We start from the raw sequence: 17,842 nt of genomic DNA on the forward strand, positions 1-17,842 counted from the left end.
TCCTTATTGCTGCGATTTAAGACAGTTTGCCAGCGAATAGCCAGACAAAGCTCATCCCTGAATAGTAAGTCCACAGGATGAGAAGCAGGGGTGAGCGATCGCGCGCAAAAAACGGCTGAATTTTGCGATAAAATCCACATTTTCTGCGATCTTGCACCAATCTGAACCATTACCACGTGACATAGTTTCAGATTTGGACTATTCCTTGGGGTGCGCTTGACCGCTATTTTTGATATGATTTGAGATTCAACTCTCAAATTTGGGAAAAATATTACTCTAAATCATTCGAGTTGCAGGACAAAACACCAATGGCGTTTTGAACAGCGTTTACGCAGTACAGGCAACTTGAAGTATGACGAGTATAAGGTGTTTGAATGATTAAATCCGATCAGGAGACCTGATGATTTTGACTCCCATACGACGATATGGGGCGATGATTCTTATGTTACTCACTCTGGTGTTTTCGAGTGAGGTGTTAGCGAAGACGCACACGACAACAACGAGTCAAAAGTCCCACTTAACTAAAGCTAGTAATAAACAGGTAAGCAGTAAACAAGAGTATTCTCGCAATAGTGCAAAGAGCAGTTCACTTCCTGATTTGCGAAAATACCCTTCCGGAACACCAAGAAAAAAAGCGTTTCTCCGGACTGTAATGCCCTATATTACCAGCCAAAATGCTGCCATTACGGCGGAACGTAACTGGCTGATTTCAAAACAGTACCAGGGGCAATGGTCGCCTTCAGAGCGTGCACGTCTACAAGACATTGCCAAACGCTATAAGGTGAAGTGGTCCGGTAATACGCGAAAAATCCCGTGGAATACGCTACTCGAACGCGTAGACATTATCCCGACCAGTATGGTAGCGACGATGGCTGCCGCAGAAAGCGGTTGGGGAACGTCGAAGCTGGCGCGTAGTAACAACAACCTGTTCGGCATGAAGTGCATGAAAGGGCGTTGTACCAATGCGCCGGGTAAAGTGAAGGGGTACTCTCAGTTCAGTTCTGTAAAAGAATCGGTGAGCGCCTATGTCACTAACCTGAATACGCATCCGGCTTACGCTTCTTTCCGCAAATCACGTGCACAATTGCGTAAAGCGGATCAGGAAGTTACCGCCACAGCGATGATTCATAAGCTGAAAGGTTATTCCACGAAAGGGCAGAGCTATAACAACTACCTGTTCGCGATGTACCAGGATAACCAGCGGTTAATTGCCGCGCATATGTAATTGCATTCCCTTGAGCCTTATCCGGCTTGTTGGTCGGATAGGGCTTTTGCTCGCATCAGGTGGTTGTGCTGAATTGCCTGATGCGACGCTGGCGCGTCTTATCATGCCTGGCGGGTAGGTCGGATAAGGCGTTCACGCCGCATCCGACAACCACGAAATGTTGCCAGGCGGATTTTCCCCTTCCGCTACAGCATTACCTCGCTATTTACATCGCGATACTCTTTTGGTGTCGTGTCATACGCTTTTTTAAAAACAGAGTAGAAGTATTGCAGCGATGGATAACCGCACATTTGCGATATCTCATTGATCGACAAGGTAGTAGAAATCAGCAGGCTGCGCGCTTTCTCCAGCTTCTCGGCATGAATCATGGCGTGAATAGTTTCACCCACTTCTTCTTTAAACCGTTTCTCAAGATTAGATCGCGATATGCCCACCGCATCCAGAACCTGATCCACTTTAATTCCTTTGCAGGCATGATTGCGGATGTAATGCATGGCCTGAATAACGGCGGGATCGGTCAGCGAACGGTAATCCGTTGAACGCCGTTCGATGACACGGACTGGCGGAACCAAAATCCGCTGCAACGGCATCTCTTCTTTATCTAATAAGCGATGCAAAAGTTTTGCCGCCTGATAGCCCATTTGTCGGGCGCCCTGGGCGACAGAAGAGAGGGCGACACGCGAAAGATAGCGGGTCAATTCTTCGTTATCTATGCCAATCACGCATAATTTTTCCGGTACGGGGATGTGCAGATGCTCGCATACTTGCAGAATATGCCGCGCCCGGGCGTCAGTGACGGCAATAATTCCTGTTTGCGGTGGCAGCGTTTGCAGCCAGTCTGCCAGCCGATTTTGCGCGTGTTGCCAGTTCTCTGGTGCGGTTTCCAGCCCCTGATAAACCACACCTCGGTACTTCTCTTCAGCCACAAGCTGGCGAAAGGCATACTCGCGTTCGGCGGCCCAGCGTTTGCCGCTCGGCTCTGGCAGACCATAAAAAGCAAAGCGGTTAACGCCTTTCTCTTTTAAATGCAAAAATGCGCTTTCAACCAGCGCGTAGTTATCGGTGGCAATGTAATGTACGGGCGGAGAGCTTTCTGCCAGGTGATACGAGCCACCAACGCCAACAATAGGGACGTTGACATCAGCCAATGCTTGCTCGATTTGTTTATCGTCGAAGTCGGCGATGACGCCATCTCCTAACCAGTCCTTGATTTTATCAATGCGGGCGCGGAAATCTTCTTCAATGAAAATATCCCATTCCGATTGCGACGCCTGTAAATATTCCCCTACACCTTCTACTACTTGACGGTCATAGGCTTTATTAGCATTGAACAGCAACGTGATGCGATGACGTTTAGTAAACATGGTTCTTTTCCTGCTGAATCATGTAAAAACTCAAAACCGGTAATACGTTACCGGCTTTGAGAAAATTTTTATCAAAGTCAGGAACGGCGTTTGGTTGCGGAGTCCATCCATACTGCCAGCAACAGAATCGCACCTTTGACGATATACTGCCAGAAGGTCGGTACATCCATCATACTCATACCGTTATCTAGTGAAGCCATGATGAATGCCCCCATTACTGCTCCGGCAACACTTCCCACACCGCCTGCCAGACTAGTACCACCAATCACGCATGCTGCAATCGCGTCCAGCTCGGCGATATTCCCCGCAGAAGGTGAACCAGCGCCAAGTCGAGAACTAAGAATTAACCCGGCGATGGCTACCATCAAACCGTTGATAGCAAACACAGCAAGTTTTGTTCGTTCAACGTTAATCCCGGATAGCCGTGCCGCTTCCAGATTACCGCCAATAGCGTAAATGCGTCGCCCAAAAGCTGTCCGTGTTGCCATAAACATTCCACCGAGTAACAGCAACGTCAGCAGTAGAACAGGAGTAGGAACGCCACGGTAATCATTTAGCAGCCAGATTGCGCCTAAAACAATAATAGCCGTTAATGCCTGGCGACCGACCACCGCTGTAGATGCCGGAGACTGCAAACCCAAAGCCTGACGGCGCATTCTTCCGCGCCATTGCCAGCCGACAAAAGCCATTAAACCAAGCGCGCCGATGATGAAACCGGTACTTGCTGGTAGATAGCTTTGCCCAATTTGTGACATCGCGGCGCTGGTGGGGGAAACGGTCGTGCCGTTGGTGATACCAATAAGGATGCCGCGAAATGCCAACATGCCTGCCAGGGTGACAATAAATGACGGGACTTTGCGGTACGCGACCCACCACCCATTCCATGCTCCGAGAAGCAGCCCCAGAACCAATGTCACAATGATAGTGAGCGGCAGCGGCCAGCCCAACCAAACGTCGCAGATAGCGGCGACCCCGCCTAATAGCCCCATCATGGAGCCGACCGAGAGGTCGATTTCAGCAGAAATTATGACGAACACCATACCTACCGCGAGAATGCCGGTAATTGCGGTCTGGCGCAGCAGGTTGGAAACGTTACGGGCGCTTAAGTAGGCGCCATCGGTGGTCCAGGTAAAGAACAGCATGATTGCGATGATCGCTGCAATCATAACGAAGACCTGTAAATTCAGTGATTTCAGCCAAGAAAAGCCACCGGATGTCGGTACGGCTAATTTCACTTCAGACGGATTGCTTTTCGACATGATGTTCGCTCCTCAATGCGGCTTCCATCACCTGCTCCTGAGTCAGGTTATGATTTATCAGGTTGGCTTTTAGTTCTCCTTCATGCATCACCAGCACACGATCGCTAAGGCCGAGTACTTCAGGTAATTCAGAAGAGATGACAATAACGGCAATACCTTGCTGGACGAGTTGGTTAATTAATTTGTAGATCTCGTATTTCGCGCCAATATCGATACCCCTGGTGGGTTCATCAAGAATGAGAATGCGCGGGTTAAGTAATAGACAGCGAGCGAGGATCGCTTTTTGCTGATTGCCGCCGCTCAAACGTCCAATAGCAAGGTCGGGGGACGACGTTTTAACTTTGAGTTGCTGGATGGATTCCAGAATACATTTTTGCTCTGCGGCATCATCAAGCTGGCTGATCCCTCCGGTAAATTTATTGAGTGCGGCGAGGGTAATATTTTTACCAACTGCCATTACCGGAACGATGCCATCGCGCTTTCTGTCTTCTGGCACCATCGCAATACCCTGGGCGATCGCTTGCTGGCAGTTGCGAATATCCACCTGTTTGCCGTCAATATAGATTTTCCCTTCCCACTGTCCGGGCCAAACGCCAAACAGGCATTGAATGGTTTCGGTACGCCCGGCGCCGACCAGTCCGGCAATACCCAGTATTTCACCGCGTTTCAGAGAAAAAGAGACATCATTAACTCGTTTAATATGGCGATTAACCGGATGCCACGCCGTCAAGTGCTCAATACGTAATATTTCATCACCCGTGATATGCGGTTCGTTAGGGTAAAGTGCCGTTAATTCTCGCCCTACCATCATAGTGATAATATCGTCTTCGCTCATTCCGGCTGCATCACGTGTTCCTATATGCTGACCGTCGCGAATAACGCAAATCGTATCGGAAATTGCTTTAACTTCGTTGAGTTTGTGCGAAATATAGATACAGGCGATACCGTGTTGTTGCAGATCGCGAATAATATCCAGTAAAACCGTGGTTTCCAGCTCGGTTAATGAGGCTGTCGGTTCATCGAGAATTAATAAACGCACCTGCTTATTTAGCGCCTTGGCAATTTCAACCAGTTGTTGTTGCCCAAGCCCTAAATCGCCAACGCGGGTATCGGGTGAAATGGATAAACTGACCTGTGCTAATAGCTTCTGGCAGCGTAGCGTCATCTGGTCATAATCCATAATCCCATTGTGGGTTATTTCGTTACCCAAGAAGATATTTTCCAACACGGTCAATTCTTTCACCAGGGCTAATTCCTGGTGAATGATGGCGATGCCTTTGCGTTCGGTATCGCGGATGTGACTTGCCTGAATCTCTTCGCCAGCAAAAATAATTTCGCCTTCGTAGGAGCCATGAGGATAAATTCCACACAGCACTTTCATCAGCGTTGATTTACCAGACCCATTTTCCCCACAGAGTGAGACGATTTCGCCAGCGTTTAGCCGCAAGCTGACGTTATCTATCGCCTTCACGGTGCCGAAGGTTTTGGTAATGTTCTTCATTTCAAGTAGATAAGACATAACGACTCCACCTAAGCCAATCAGTTCACGCGGCATGGAGAGAAATCACGCCCCGGTCAGCGCCGGGGCGTGATGCTTAAAGCTCGCTCTCTTTGTGGAATCCGTCTTTAATTACCGTATCTTTGATGTTGTTTTTATTAACATCGATTGGTGTCAGCAGGCGGGATGGAACATCTTTCAGACCATTATTCAGTGTGGTATCTGCTTTTGGTTCCTGACCATTGCCCAACTCAACGGCAATTTCTGCGGCAGTATTTGCCAACAACGTAATGGGTTTATACACCGTCATAGTTTGCGTACCGGCAGCAATACGTTTTATGCCCGCGAGATCCGCATCCTGGCCGGAAATTGCTACTTTCCCTGATAAACCTTGCGCGCTTAATGCCTGAATTGCCCCGCCAGCGGTAGCATCGTTTGAGGCAACAACCGCATCAATTTTGTTATTGTTGGCAGTTAGCGCATTTTCCATAATTTTCAGCGCATTTTCTGGTAACCAGCCATCAACCCATTGGTCGCCAACGACTTTAATTTTTCCTGAGTCAACATAAGGTTTTAATACTTTCATTTGCCCGGCGCGGAATAGCTTGGCGTTGTTATCGACCGGGGAGCCACCCATCAGGAAATAATTGCCTTGTGGGACGATATCAACCAGGGCTTTTGCTTGCAGTTCGCCGACTTTTTCATTATCGAAAGAAATATAAAAATCGATATCTGCATCATTAATCATGCGGTCGTAAGCTAATACTTTTATACCTTCTTGTTTGGCTTCTTTTACAACGTTACTTAATACCTGACCGTTATACGGAATAATGACAAGAACGTCGACGCCCCGGTTAATCATGTTTTCAATCTGCGACATTTGGGTTTCTTCATTGCCATTCGCAGATTGTACAAATACTTTTGCACCGAGAGATTCTGCTTTTTTAACAAAGATATCCCGATCCTTTTGCCAGCGTTCAAGACGGAGATCATCAATCGCCATTCCTATTTTTACTTCTTTGGCGTGCGCCGCGACGTTAGTAAGCAGAAGTGAGGTGCAAAGGGTGAGTAAAATGTTCTTTATTTTCATGATTCAGAGGCCTTCTGTTGTTAGAGGACAGCTTAAAAAAGTAACAATCACCGCGATAAACGTAACCAATTTTTAGCAACTAAACAGGGGAAGACAATTACAGATTTTTATCTTTCGATTACGATTTTTGGTTTATTTCTTGATTTATGACAGAGATCTTACTTTTGTTGATTAATTGTACTTGTTGCATTTTTCTATTCGAGAAATCACCCGGTTTCATCATTCCATATTATTTTTGCGAGCGAGCGCACACTTGTGAATTATCTCAATAGCAGTGTGAAATAACATAATTGAGCAACTGAAAGGGAGTGCCCAATATTACGACATCATCCATCACACGCGGCATTACCTGATTATGGAGTTCATTATGCAAGCCTATTTTGACCAGCTCGATCGCGTTCGTTATGAAGGTCCGAAATCCTCTAACCCGTTAGCATTCCGTCATTACAACCCCGACGAACTGGTGTTGGGCAAGCGTATGGAAGACCACTTGCGTTTTGCCGCCTGCTACTGGCACACCTTCTGCTGGAACGGGGCGGACATGTTTGGCGTGGGCGCGTTTAATCGTCCGTGGCAGCAGCCTGGCGAAGCCCTCGCGCTGGCGAAGCGTAAAGCCGATGTCGCATTCGAGTTTTTCCACAAACTACATGTGCCGTTTTATTGCTTCCATGACGTGGATGTTTCCCCGGAAGGCTCATCGTTAAAAGAGTACATCAATAACTTTGCGCAAATGGTCGATGTGCTGGCTGGCAAGCAAGAAGAGAGCGGCGTGAAACTGCTGTGGGGAACAGCCAACTGCTTTACTAACCCTCGCTATGGCGCAGGCGCGGCGACGAATCCAGATCCCGAAGTCTTTAGCTGGGCAGCTACACAAGTTGTTACCGCGATGGAAGCAACGCATAAACTGGGTGGTGAAAACTATGTGCTGTGGGGCGGTCGTGAAGGTTATGAAACTCTGTTGAATACCGATCTTCGTCAGGAGCGTGAACAGCTTGGTCGCTTTATGCAGATGGTGGTTGAGCATAAACATAAAATCGGTTTCCAGGGCACGCTGCTTATCGAACCGAAACCGCAAGAACCGACCAAACATCAATATGATTACGATGCCGCAACGGTTTACGGCTTCCTGAAACAGTTTGGCCTGGAAAAAGAGATTAAACTGAATATTGAAGCGAACCACGCGACGCTTGCGGGGCACTCTTTCCACCATGAAATTGCCACAGCCATTGCGCTTGGTCTGTTCGGTTCTGTCGATGCTAACCGTGGCGACGCGCAACTGGGCTGGGATACTGACCAGTTCCCGAACAGCGTGGAAGAGAACGCGCTGGTAATGTATGAAATCCTCAAAGCAGGTGGCTTCACGACCGGCGGTCTGAACTTTGATGCCAAAGTACGTCGTCAGAGCACTGATAAATATGATCTGTTCTACGGTCATATTGGGGCGATGGATACGATGGCGCTGTCACTGAAAATTGCAGCCCGCATGATTGAAGACGGCGAACTGGATAAACGCGTAGCACAACGTTATTCCGGCTGGAATAGTGAACTGGGTCAGCAAATCCTGAAAGGTCAAATGTCATTGGCTGATTTAGCAAAATATGCTCAGGACAACAATCTGGCGCCGGTGCATCAGAGTGGACGCCAGGAGCAACTGGAAAATCTGGTAAATCATTATCTGTTCGACAAATAACGGCTAATTGTGCAGTCCGCAAGCCCGGTTATCGGTAGCGATACCGGGCATTTTTTTAAGGAACAATCGCTATGTATATCGGGATAGATCTTGGCACATCGGGCGTAAAAGTTATTTTGCTCAACGAGCAAGGTGAAGTGGTCGCTTCGCAAACGGAAAAACTAACCGTTTCGCGTCCGCATCCACTCTGGTCGGAGCAAGATCCGGAACAGTGGTGGCTGGCGACTGGTCGCGCGATGAAAATCCTGGGTGAACAGCATTCTCTGCGAGACGTTAAAGCATTGGGTATTGCCGGGCAAATGCATGGTGCTACTTTACTTGATGCTCAGCAGCGGGTGCTACGTCCCGCCATTTTGTGGAACGACGGGCGCTGCGCGGAGGAGTGTGCTTTGCTGGAAGCGCGAGTTCCGCAGTCGCGGAATATTACAGGCAACCTGATGATGCCCGGATTTACCGCGCCTAAATTACTGTGGATTCAGCGAAACGAGCCAGAGATATTCCTTCAGGTAGACAAAGTATTATTGCCGAAAGATTATTTGCGTCTGCGGATGACGGGAGAATTCGCCAGTGATATGTCTGATGCAGCCGGCACCATGTGGCTGGATGTCGCAAAGCGTGACTGGAGCGATGTTATGCTGGAGGCTTGCCAGTTATCTCGAGATCAGATGCCAGCATTATACGAAGGCAGCGAAATTACCGGCACTTTGCAACCTGAGGTTGCAAAAGCGTGGGGAATGAATGCAGTGCCGGTTGTTGCGGGCGGCGGCGATAATGCGGCTGGCGCGGTTGGTGTGGGTATGGTTGATGCCAACCAGGCAATGTTATCGCTGGGGACTTCAGGCGTTTATTTTGCGGTGAGCGAAGGTTTCCTAAGTAAGCCGGAAAGTGCCGTACACAGCTTTTGCCATGCTTTACCTGAGCGTTGGCATTTAATGTCGGTGATGCTGAGTGCGGCGTCGTGTCTGGACTGGGCGACGAAATTAACCGGTCTGAGCGATGTCCCCGCTTTAATTGCCGCAGCTCAGCAGGCCGATGAGAATGTCGATCCTGTCTGGTTTTTGCCTTATCTTTCCGGCGAGCGCACGCCGCACAATAATCCACAGGCAAAGGGCGTTTTCTTCGGTCTGACCCATCAACACGGCCCCGCAGAACTGGCTCGCGCGGTACTGGAAGGCGTGGGGTATGCGTTGGCGGATGGCATGGATGTCGTACATGCCTGTGGCATTCAACCGCAAAGCATTACACTGATTGGTGGCGGAGCGCGTAGCGAGTACTGGCGTCAGATGCTGGCGGATATTAGCGGTCAGCAACTGGATTACCGCACGGGGGGGGATGTAGGCCCTGCACTGGGCGCAGCAAGGCTGGCACAGATTGCTGCGAATCCAGAGAAATCGCTCATTGAATTGTTGCCACAACTGCCCTTAGAACAGTCGCATCTGCCGGATGCGCAGCGTTATACCGCTTATCAGCCACGACGTGAAACGTTCCGTCGCCTCTATCAGCAACTTCTGCCGCTAATGGCATAATATTTCCCCCTGCCTTATGTGGCGGGGGATAATCTCCATCTATATATATTTAGAATATATTAATTTTTTATATGAATTTATTCTGAAAATCATTTGTTAATGGCATTTTTCAGTTTTGTCTTTCGTTGGTTACTCGTAATGTATCGCAGGTAGATATGGAGAACGTTATGAAAACCTCAAAGACTGTAGCAAAACTATTATTTGTGGTCGGGGCGCTGGTTTATCTGATTGGATTATGGATCTCATGTCCATTGTTAAGTGGCAAAGGCTATTTTCTTGGCGTGTTAATGACGGGGACTTTTGGTAACTATGCATATCTGCGCGCAGAAAAACTTGGGCAACTGGATGATTTGTTTATCCGCATCTGCCAGTTGGTAGCGTTAATCACCATCGGTCTCTTGTTTATCGGTGTTTTAAACGCACCTATCAATGCTTATGAAATGGTGATCTACCCCATCGCCTTTTTTGTCTGCTTGTTTGGTCAAATGCGAGTATTTCGCTCGGCATAAAGCTCTTAAGCTTCAGGAATGAAAGGAAGTCAGTGATGGAAAACAAAATATCAACCTATTCTCCGGCATTCAGTATTGTGTCATGGATAGCTCTCGTTGGTGGTATCGTTACCTATCTGTTAGGGCTATGGAATGCAGAGATGCAGTTAAATGAAAAAGGATATTATTTTGCCGTACTGGTATTAGGACTGTTTTCTGCAGCGTCTTATCAAAAGACCGTTCGGGACAAGTATGAAGGCATACCGACCACCTCCATTTATTATATGACCTGCCTGACTGTGTTTATTATCTCTGTTGCATTACTGATGGTAGGTCTGTGGAATGCGACGTTATTACTCAGCGAAAAAGGCTTCTATGGTCTGGCCTTCTTTTTAAGCTTGTTTGGTGCAGTAGCGGTGCAGAAAAATATCCGTGATGCTGGGATCAACGCACCAAAAGAAACGATGGTTGCGCAGGAAGAATATAGCGAATAATCTACGTAAGCCCGGTCAGTCCAGTGTGACCGGGCTTTTACTTAACTTACTAATCTGTTTTTATCGATTCGTTGTACCAGTACAGAAAGCAACAAGCTTGCTGCCAGCGTCGCGCAAAAGATCCAAATAATATCCAGTATTGGCCAGCTTTTAAGCTCAATACCACTGGTGCGCAGCGCATGGATAATCAACGCGTGGAACCCGTATATACCCAGAGAATGACGGGATATCAGTCCAAGCCCGCTAACAGTACGCGTATCCAGTGTATTTTTTACCAGAGTCAGTAACGCAATTGCGCAGATAAAAACCATCGGACCACAGTAAAGATACCAGGTATCAGCAAAGTTTCCGCGCCACTGTAATTCATATAATGTCCCGCGAGAGATAATAAATACCCCGGCGATAAACAGTGCGGCGCTCATCCACGACAGTGGCTTGTGTTGCGTGTCCATCATCCCAATGGCGCGGCCCAACATGCCATACAGGATGTAGTAAAAAGTATCGCCATTGATATATAAGTTAATTGGTAGCCATTCAAAACCGTCGATCTTCTGTGGCACTGTGTTTGGGTTGGCGATGATGCCAATCACCACCATTAGCACCAACAACATTTTACCGCCGACGTGCTTTACCTGAATCAGCGGCGAAACCAGATAAATCACCGCAATCGCGAAGAAAAACCATAAATGATAAAACACCGGCTTTTGTAGCAGGTTTTTCAGCGATATCTCCACATTGATGGAAGTAAACAGTGCAATGTAGAGCAGCGCAACTGCGCTATAAAACAGCAGGCATAAGCCGATGCGCAAGAAATTGCGCGGCTGGGCGCTGCGTTCGCCAAAAAAGAGATAGCCGGAAATCATGAAAAATAGCGGTACGCTGACACGAGAGGCAGAATTTAGAATATTCGCGATATCCCAGGTGATAGGGCTAACACTATGGGCATTGGTCACATACCAGGTAGTGGTGTGAATCATCACCACCATTAAACACGCTATCCCTCGCAGGTTATCAATCCAGTAAATTTTGGGCTGCATCTGTGTCTCTGTATCTGGTTAAAAAAAGTCTGACTGATAAATCATTCGGTTGGTGCACTGGAATAATCTGAGTTTTATCACTACAGCTTATAGAGGCTTGAGGAAATTCGTAAGATATCAGCCACTATACCGATATAAATAATAAGACTCACCTGCAAACCAGACGGTAATTTAATGATGATGAACTCTTTCTTTCCGGTAATGGCGCTTATGGTGTTAGTAGGATGCTCAACAACGCCACCCGTACAGAAAGCACAACGGGTAAAAGTTGATCCGCTGCGTTCGTTGAATATGGAAGCCTTATGCAAGGATCAGGCAGCAAAACGTTATAACACCGGCGAGCAAAAAATCGACGTCACCGCATTTGAACAGTTCCAGGGGAGTTACGAAATGCGCGGCTATACCTTTCGGAAAGAGCACTTTGTCTGTTCTTTTGACACGGATGGCCATTTTTTGCATCTTTCCATGCGTTAAGCCCTGCTTTTTCCCGTTTCGTACTGTATATCTTCCATCCAGCGGGTATACTGATCCCTTCCTTTAAATCCACACGTATCCAGCACGAAATAATATGCAAAAGTTTGATACCAGGACCTTCCAGGGCTTGATCCTGACCTTACAGGATTACTGGGCTCGCCAGGGCTGCACCATTGTTCAACCATTGGACATGGAAGTCGGCGCGGGAACCTCTCACCCAATGACCTGTCTGCGCGCGCTGGGGCCAGAACCGATGGCGGCTGCTTATGTCCAGCCTTCTCGTCGCCCGACCGATGGTCGCTACGGCGAAAACCCCAACCGCTTACAGCATTACTATCAGTTCCAGGTGGTGATTAAGCCATCGCCGGACAATATCCAGGAGCTGTACCTCGGTTCTCTGAAAGAGCTGGGCATGGACCCGACTATCCACGATATTCGTTTCGTGGAAGATAACTGGGAAAACCCGACGCTGGGTGCCTGGGGGCTGGGCTGGGAAGTGTGGCTGAACGGCATGGAAGTGACGCAGTTCACTTACTTCCAGCAGGTTGGTGGTCTGGAGTGTAAACCGGTTACCGGCGAGATCACCTATGGTCTGGAACGTCTGGCGATGTACATTCAGGGCGTAGACAGCGTTTACGACCTGGTCTGGAGCGACGGCCCGCTGGGTAAAACCACTTATGGCGACGTGTTCCATCAGAACGAAGTGGAGCAGTCCACTTATAACTTCGAATACGCGGACGTGGACTTCCTGTTCACCTGCTTCGAGCAGTACGAGAAAGAAGCGCAGCAGCTGCTGGCGCTGGAAAATCCGCTGCCGCTGCCTGCCTACGAGCGTATTCTGAAAGCCGCCCACAGCTTCAACCTGCTGGATGCGCGTAAAGCCATCTCCGTCACTGAGCGTCAGCGTTATATTTTGCGCATTCGCACCCTGACCAAAGCAGTGGCAGAAGCATACTACGCTTCCCGTGAAGCCCTCGGCTTCCCGATGTGCAACAAAGATAAGTAAGAGGCGGCTATGTCTGAGAAAACTTTTCTGGTGGAAATCGGCACTGAAGAGCTGCCACCAAAAGCACTGCGCAGCCTGGCTGAGTCCTTTGCTGCGAACTTTACTGCGGAGCTGGATAACGCTGGCCTCGCACACGGCACCGTTCAATGGTTTGCGGCTCCGCGTCGTCTGGCGCTGAAAGTGGCTAACCTGGCGGAAGCCCAGCCTGACCGTGAAATCGAAAAACGCGGCCCGGCGATTGCCCAGGCTTTCGACGCCGAAGGCAAACCGAGTAAAGCAGCAGAAGGCTGGGCGCGTGGTTGCGGGATCTCCGTTGACCAGGCCGAGCGTCTGACTACTGACAAAGGCGAATGGCTACTGTATCGCGCTCATGTGAAGGGCGAAAGCACCGAGGCACTTGTTCCGAACATGGTAGCCACTTCGCTGGCGAAACTACCGATCCCGAAACTGATGCGCTGGGGCGCGTCTGACGTGCACTTCGTGCGTCCGGTGCACACCGTAACTTTGCTGCTGGGCGATAAAGTCATTCCGGCAACCATTCTGGGTATTCAGTCCGATCGCGTAATTCGTGGACATCGCTTTATGGGTGAGCCGGAAATTACCATCGACAATGCCGATCAGTATCCGGAAATTCTGCGCGAGCGCGGGAAAGTCATCGCCGATTACGAAGAGCGTAAGGCGAAGATTAAAGCCGATGCTGAAGAAGCGGCGCGTAAGATTGGCGGTAATGCTGACTTAAGCGAAAGCCTTCTGGAAGAAGTGGCTTCGCTGGTTGAATGGCCGGTTGTTCTGACCGCGAAATTCGAAGAGAAATTCCTCGCTGTGCCGTCTGAAGCACTGGTTTATACCATGAAAGGTGACCAGAAATACTTCCCGGTGTATGCGAACGACGGCAAACTGCTGCCGAACTTTATCTTCGTTGCCAACATTGAGTCGAAAGATCCGCAGCAAATTATCTCTGGTAACGAGAAAGTCGTTCGTCCACGTCTGGCTGATGCCGAGTTCTTCTTCAACACCGACCGTAAAAAACGTCTTGAAGATAACCTGCCGCGCCTGCAAACCGTGCTGTTCCAGCAACAGCTGGGGACGCTGCGCGATAAAACTGACCGCATTCAGGCTCTGGCTGGCTGGATCGCTGAACAGATTGGCGCTGACGTTAACCACGCAACTCGTGCGGGGCTGCTGTCCAAGTGTGACCTGATGACCAACATGGTCTTTGAGTTCACCGACACCCAGGGCGTTATGGGTATGCACTACGCGCGTCATGATGGTGAAGCGGAAGATGTCGCGGTGGCGCTGAACGAGCAGTATCAACCGCGCTTTGCCGGTGATTCCCTGCCGTCTAACCCGGTAGCCTGTGCGCTGGCGATTGCTGACAAGATGGATACCCTGGCGGGCATCTTCGGTATTGGTCAGCATCCGAAAGGTGATAAAGACCCGTTTGCGCTGCGTCGTGCGGCGCTGGGCGTGCTGCGTATTATCGTTGAGAAGAACCTCAATCTTGATCTGCAAACGCTGACCGAAGAAGCTGTGCGCTTGTACGGTGATAAGCTGACTAACGCCAATGTGGTGGATGACGTTATCGACTTTATGCTCGGTCGCTTCCGCGCCTGGTATCAGGACGAAGGTTACACCGTCGACACCATCCAGGCGGTACTGGCGCGTCGTCCGACTCGTCCGGCAGATTTTGATGCCCGCATGAAGGCGGTATCGCACTTCCGTACCCTGGAAGCAGCGGCAGCACTGGCGGCGGCGAACAAGCGTGTATCTAACATTCTGGCGAAATCAGACGAAGTGCTGAGCGATCGCGTGAATGCCTCCACCCTGAAAGAGCCGGAAGAAATTAAACTGGCGATGCAGGTAGTTGTATTGCGCGACAAGCTGGAGCCGTACTTCGCAGAAGGTCGTTATCAGGATGCGCTGGTCGAACTGGCTGAGTTGCGTGAACCGGTTGATGCCTTCTTCGATAAAGTGATGGTAATGGTCGATGACAAAGAACTACGTATCAACCGTCTGACCATGCTGGAAAAACTGCGCGAATTATTCCTGCGTGTAGCGGATATTTCTTTACTGCAGTAATAACTCCTTTATTAAAAAGTCTGCCAGATGGCAGACTTTTTTTTCACTAAATAATACAGCTACCTTTAATAATCTTCTGCTGAATAAAAATCATCTCATATGTTAATTTTATGATATTTTTTTCGGAATTTATTAAGGAGAGGAAAAGAGGTTATTACGCTAAAATAAGTCTGGGTGCTTGAGACTGTTTGTCTCAGGTATTCACCAAAAGGCAGACAGAGAAAAGCCCCACCTGACTATAAATCAAAGTGAGGCTGCCCTATGCCTGAACACCATAAGGTTAGCCTCTTACTCGTTGGAAATCAACACAGGAGGCTGGGAATGCCGCAGAAATATAGATTGCTTTCTTTAATAGTGATTTGTTTCACGCTTTTATTTTTCACCTGGATGATAAGAGATTCACTGTGTGAATTGCATATTAAACAGGGAAGCTATGAGCTGGCGGCATTTTTAGCCTGCAATTTGAAAGAGTAAGAGTCTTTGGCGGGAAATTATTCCCGCCTTTCTTACGGTGTTGCGCATTCTCATTGCACCCAAATTTATTCTTTATAAAAATAATAATAGATTGTATTACGCGATCGATTATTTATTTCCTGAAATAACAAATAAAAAAATCCCCGCCAATTGGCAGGGATCTTAGATTCTGTGCTTTTAAGCAGAGATTACAGGCTGGTTACATTACCAGCTGCCGGGCCTTTAGCGCCGCTTTCGATGGTGAAGGACACTTTCTGACCTTCGTCCAGAGATTTGTAACCATCGTTCTGGATAGCAGAGAAGTGTACGAACACGTCTTTAGAGCCATCGTCAGGAGTGATGAAGCCGAAGCCTTTGTCAGCGTTGAACCATTTTACGATACCAGTCATTTTACCGGACATAGTGTATTACCTTTAATAATTAAGTGTGCCTTTCGGCGATATGGCGTGCTTTACAGATTTTGAAGCGTTAAAGGAATGTGCACTACGAGGGGTATCAACGATAACTCTTGAAGGGACTTGCCTTACTACACTGCTTTAATGGTCTGTACGTCAAACCGTTGATGTGCATTAAGCCACGCATTGAATGGTGATGCAACAATTATTTTCCATATTTATGATTAATTGGTCGGAAAACGGTCCTGTCATCAGGACCGTAAACATCAATACAGTGGATAAAAGTCTATTCCATCAACTGTTTACTTAATGCTGGGTTGGCCTGGATCAGGCGCATCAATTTTAGTTCGGCACTGGAAGGCTTTACGCGTCTGGACTCCCATTCTTTCACCATGGCTACTGATACGCCCAAAACCCGGGCGAAATCATCAATTTTTAACCCTGTCCCTTTACGTAATTGCTCGATTTCGGTACAAGGCGTTGTTCTGTGCGTCAGGGTAATCTTTTGCGTTTCATCTTTAAAAACAATTTGTTCCAGGCTACTCAACAGCTCATGCATTGGATCTTTATATTCCATTGAAAACTCCTCAAATCACACTGCGGGATCGTGAATTTCATCGAAGCTCATTAAGAATAGTCGGGAAAAGCAGACACAGCGGGGAGAAACCCGTGAGTGATTTAAGTATGATTCGATTCAGCTACTAAGTTGCCGTGACTTATAGTCGTCTAACGATATGATTAATGCCGAAATATTTCTCAGCGTCCTGGGATTGTAAAGATTCCGAAAATTTGGCCTACCAAGAGAAGGGATGTGCTGACCACAAAAACGCAATAGCAATGCCTGTTTTTAACAATAAAACAACAAATTAACTCTTCTTCATTTTCTACATCATTTTCCCAGGAAGATTATGCATAAAGGGTATCCTGTAAGCCTGTCCTGGACTATCCTTGTCAGCGTCAGACACGCGTGTGTCGTTGTGCGCTTTTTTTGGGTGAAAGGAGTAAGAAAATGGCGACAGGAAAGTCCTGCTCTCGCTGGTTTGCGCCTCTTGCGGCGTTATTAATGGTAGTTAGCCTGAGTGGGTGTTTTGATAAAGAAGGCGATCAGCGTAAAGCGTTTATCGACTTCCTGCAGAATACAGTGATGCGTAGCGGTGAACGTCTACCAACCCTGACTGCCGATCAGAAAAAACAGTTTGGTCCTTTTGTCTCTGATTACGCGATCCTGTATGGCTATTCCCAACAGGTTAATCAGGCGATGGATTCCGGTCTGCGTCCGGTTGTAGACAGCGTTAACGCGATTCGCGTACCACAGGATTACGTCACGCAAAGTGGTCCACTGCGTGAAATGAACGGATCTCTTGGCGTACTGGCGCAACAATTGCAAAATGCGAAGTTGCAGGCCGATGCTGCGCACTCTGCGCTAAAACAGACCGATGACCTGAAACCGGTCTTTGATCAGGCATTCACTAAAGTAGTGACGACCCCAGCTGATGCGTTGCAACCGCTGATTCCGGCGGCTCAAACGTTCACGCAGCAACTGGTGATGGTGGGGGACTACATTGCTCAACAAGGTACTCAGGTGAGCTTTGTCGCGAATGGCATCCAGTTCCCGACTTCACAGCAGGCGAGTGAATATAACAAACTGATTGCGCCATTACCGGCACAGCATCAGGCGTTTAATCAGGCCTGGACCACGGCAGTCACTGCAACCCAATAAAGAGTAAAAGCCCGAACGGTTAT

18 protein-coding genes are annotated in these 17,842 nt (G+C 48.4%); 10 read left to right on the top strand and 8 right to left on the bottom strand.

Annotation, left to right across the window (positions count from 1 at the left end):
- The first annotated feature begins 400 nt into the window (after positions 1-400).
- Complete coding sequence (locus RGV86_RS13545; RefSeq protein WP_016160045.1) at positions 401-1,225, top strand: protein bax; 825 nt, start codon at positions 401-403, stop codon at positions 1,223-1,225.
- 185 nt (positions 1,226-1,410) lie between these two features.
- On the opposite strand, the gene xylR is transcribed toward RGV86_RS13545, so the two are convergent.
- The 4 genes from xylR to xylF all read right to left on the bottom strand — a co-directional run bounded on the left by xylR (position 1,411) and on the right by xylF (position 6,436).
- Entirely contained in the window at positions 1,411-2,589 is a 1,179-nt protein-coding gene (gene xylR / locus RGV86_RS13550) for a D-xylose utilization transcriptional activator XylR (RefSeq protein WP_309508363.1), read from the bottom strand.
- 77 nt (positions 2,590-2,666) lie between these two features.
- Complete coding sequence (xylH, locus tag RGV86_RS13555) at positions 2,667-3,848, bottom strand: xylose ABC transporter permease XylH (protein ID WP_000047001.1); 1,182 nt, start codon at positions 3,846-3,848, stop codon at positions 2,667-2,669.
- Positions 3,826-5,367, bottom strand: a complete 1,542-nt coding sequence (gene xylG / locus RGV86_RS13560; protein WP_024212363.1) for a D-xylose ABC transporter ATP-binding protein — start codon at positions 5,365-5,367, stop codon at positions 3,826-3,828. Before xylG ends, xylH begins: the two co-directional genes overlap by 23 nt.
- A 76-nt stretch (positions 5,368-5,443) precedes the next feature.
- Positions 5,444-6,436, bottom strand: coding sequence for a D-xylose ABC transporter substrate-binding protein (xylF, locus tag RGV86_RS13565; protein WP_000694881.1), 993 nt, complete (start codon positions 6,434-6,436; stop codon positions 5,444-5,446).
- 367 nt (positions 6,437-6,803) lie between these two features.
- On the opposite strand from xylF, the gene xylA reads away from it, so the two are divergent.
- The 4 genes from xylA (at position 6,804) to yiaA (ending at position 10,634) form a co-directional block, all read left to right on the top strand.
- Entirely contained in the window at positions 6,804-8,126 is a 1,323-nt protein-coding gene (gene xylA / locus RGV86_RS13570) for a xylose isomerase (protein ID WP_001149550.1), read from the top strand.
- A gap of 71 nt (positions 8,127-8,197) precedes the next feature.
- Positions 8,198-9,652, top strand: coding sequence for a xylulokinase (gene xylB / locus RGV86_RS13575; protein WP_085461396.1), 1,455 nt, complete (start codon positions 8,198-8,200; stop codon positions 9,650-9,652).
- A 167-nt stretch (positions 9,653-9,819) separates the two neighbouring features.
- Complete coding sequence (yiaB, locus tag RGV86_RS13580) at positions 9,820-10,161, top strand: inner membrane protein YiaB (protein WP_010344952.1); 342 nt, start codon at positions 9,820-9,822, stop codon at positions 10,159-10,161.
- Between the two features lie 35 nt (positions 10,162-10,196).
- Complete coding sequence (yiaA, locus tag RGV86_RS13585; protein ID WP_085461395.1) at positions 10,197-10,634, top strand: inner membrane protein YiaA; 438 nt, start codon at positions 10,197-10,199, stop codon at positions 10,632-10,634.
- A 41-nt stretch (positions 10,635-10,675) separates the two neighbouring features.
- On the opposite strand, the gene RGV86_RS13590 is transcribed toward yiaA, so the two are convergent.
- Complete coding sequence (locus RGV86_RS13590) at positions 10,676-11,671, bottom strand: acyltransferase (RefSeq protein ID WP_085461394.1); 996 nt, start codon at positions 11,669-11,671, stop codon at positions 10,676-10,678.
- A 174-nt stretch (positions 11,672-11,845) separates the two neighbouring features.
- On the opposite strand from RGV86_RS13590, the gene RGV86_RS13595 reads away from it, so the two are divergent.
- The 4 genes from RGV86_RS13595 to hokA all read left to right on the top strand — a co-directional run bounded on the left by RGV86_RS13595 (position 11,846) and on the right by hokA (position 15,704).
- Positions 11,846-12,145, top strand: a complete 300-nt coding sequence (locus RGV86_RS13595) for a YsaB family lipoprotein (protein ID WP_085461393.1) — start codon at positions 11,846-11,848, stop codon at positions 12,143-12,145.
- 94 nt (positions 12,146-12,239) lie between these two features.
- Complete coding sequence (gene glyQ, locus RGV86_RS13600) at positions 12,240-13,151, top strand: glycine--tRNA ligase subunit alpha (RefSeq protein ID WP_001168544.1); 912 nt, start codon at positions 12,240-12,242, stop codon at positions 13,149-13,151.
- 9 nt (positions 13,152-13,160) lie between these two features.
- A complete protein-coding gene (gene glyS / locus RGV86_RS13605; protein ID WP_021550005.1) occupies positions 13,161-15,230 on the top strand; it encodes a glycine--tRNA ligase subunit beta in 2,070 nt (689 codons plus the stop codon).
- 321 nt (positions 15,231-15,551) lie between these two features.
- Positions 15,552-15,704, top strand: coding sequence for a type I toxin-antitoxin system toxin HokA (hokA, locus tag RGV86_RS13610; RefSeq protein ID WP_001135738.1), 153 nt, complete (start codon positions 15,552-15,554; stop codon positions 15,702-15,704).
- On the opposite strand, the gene RGV86_RS13615 is transcribed toward hokA, so the two are convergent.
- From RGV86_RS13615 to RGV86_RS13625, 3 genes are all read right to left on the bottom strand, one after another.
- Positions 15,681-15,752, bottom strand: a complete 72-nt coding sequence (locus RGV86_RS13615; protein ID WP_212741842.1) for a hypothetical protein — start codon at positions 15,750-15,752, stop codon at positions 15,681-15,683. The two genes, hokA and RGV86_RS13615, sit on opposite strands and share 24 nt — an antisense overlap.
- 140 nt (positions 15,753-15,892) lie before the next feature.
- On the bottom strand, positions 15,893-16,105 hold the full coding sequence (cspE, locus tag RGV86_RS13620; RefSeq protein ID WP_000014594.1) for a transcription antiterminator/RNA stability regulator CspE: 213 nt from the start codon (positions 16,103-16,105) through the stop codon (positions 15,893-15,895).
- 280 nt (positions 16,106-16,385) lie between these two features.
- Positions 16,386-16,676 (bottom strand): HTH-type transcriptional regulator, encoded by a 291-nt coding sequence (locus RGV86_RS13625; protein WP_010344962.1) that lies wholly within the window; start codon positions 16,674-16,676, stop codon positions 16,386-16,388.
- A gap of 432 nt (positions 16,677-17,108) precedes the next feature.
- On the opposite strand from RGV86_RS13625, the gene RGV86_RS13630 reads away from it, so the two are divergent.
- Positions 17,109-17,819: a DUF3053 domain-containing protein gene (locus RGV86_RS13630; protein WP_000190517.1), complete on the top strand. Its 711-nt coding sequence runs from the start codon at positions 17,109-17,111 to the stop codon at positions 17,817-17,819.
- Positions 17,820-17,842 lie beyond the last annotated feature (23 nt).

The sequence above is a fragment of the Escherichia ruysiae genome, assembly GCF_031323975.1.
GTDB classification, from domain to species: Bacteria; Pseudomonadota; Gammaproteobacteria; order Enterobacterales; family Enterobacteriaceae; genus Escherichia; species Escherichia ruysiae.

Bases quoted from the DNA above. Each gene is read 5' to 3' on its own strand.
- RGV86_RS13545 (WP_016160045.1), top strand. From the start codon at position 401: ATGATTTTGACTCCCATACGACGATATGGGGCGATGATTCTTATGTTA.
- xylA (WP_001149550.1), top strand. From the start codon at position 6,804: ATGCAAGCCTATTTTGACCAGCTCGATCGCGTTCGTTATGAAGGTCCG.
- glyQ (WP_001168544.1), top strand. From the start codon at position 12,240: ATGCAAAAGTTTGATACCAGGACCTTCCAGGGCTTGATCCTGACCTTA.
- xylF (WP_000694881.1), bottom strand. From the start codon at position 6,436: ATGAAAATAAAGAACATTTTACTCACCCTTTGCACCTCACTTCTGCTT.
- RGV86_RS13625 (WP_010344962.1), bottom strand. From the start codon at position 16,676: ATGGAATATAAAGATCCAATGCATGAGCTGTTGAGTAGCCTGGAACAA.
- RGV86_RS13630 (WP_000190517.1), top strand. From the start codon at position 17,109: ATGGCGACAGGAAAGTCCTGCTCTCGCTGGTTTGCGCCTCTTGCGGCG.
- xylG (WP_024212363.1), bottom strand. From the start codon at position 5,367: ATGTCTTATCTACTTGAAATGAAGAACATTACCAAAACCTTCGGCACC.
- RGV86_RS13595 (WP_085461393.1), top strand. From the start codon at position 11,846: ATGATGATGAACTCTTTCTTTCCGGTAATGGCGCTTATGGTGTTAGTA.
- xylH (WP_000047001.1), bottom strand. From the start codon at position 3,848: ATGTCGAAAAGCAATCCGTCTGAAGTGAAATTAGCCGTACCGACATCC.
- xylB (WP_085461396.1), top strand. From the start codon at position 8,198: ATGTATATCGGGATAGATCTTGGCACATCGGGCGTAAAAGTTATTTTG.
- xylR (WP_309508363.1), bottom strand. From the start codon at position 2,589: ATGTTTACTAAACGTCATCGCATCACGTTGCTGTTCAATGCTAATAAA.
- hokA (WP_001135738.1), top strand. From the start codon at position 15,552: ATGCCGCAGAAATATAGATTGCTTTCTTTAATAGTGATTTGTTTCACG.
- cspE (WP_000014594.1), bottom strand. From the start codon at position 16,105: ATGTCCGGTAAAATGACTGGTATCGTAAAATGGTTCAACGCTGACAAA.
- yiaA (WP_085461395.1), top strand. From the start codon at position 10,197: ATGGAAAACAAAATATCAACCTATTCTCCGGCATTCAGTATTGTGTCA.
- yiaB (WP_010344952.1), top strand. From the start codon at position 9,820: ATGAAAACCTCAAAGACTGTAGCAAAACTATTATTTGTGGTCGGGGCG.
- RGV86_RS13590 (WP_085461394.1), bottom strand. From the start codon at position 11,671: ATGCAGCCCAAAATTTACTGGATTGATAACCTGCGAGGGATAGCGTGT.
- glyS (WP_021550005.1), top strand. From the start codon at position 13,161: ATGTCTGAGAAAACTTTTCTGGTGGAAATCGGCACTGAAGAGCTGCCA.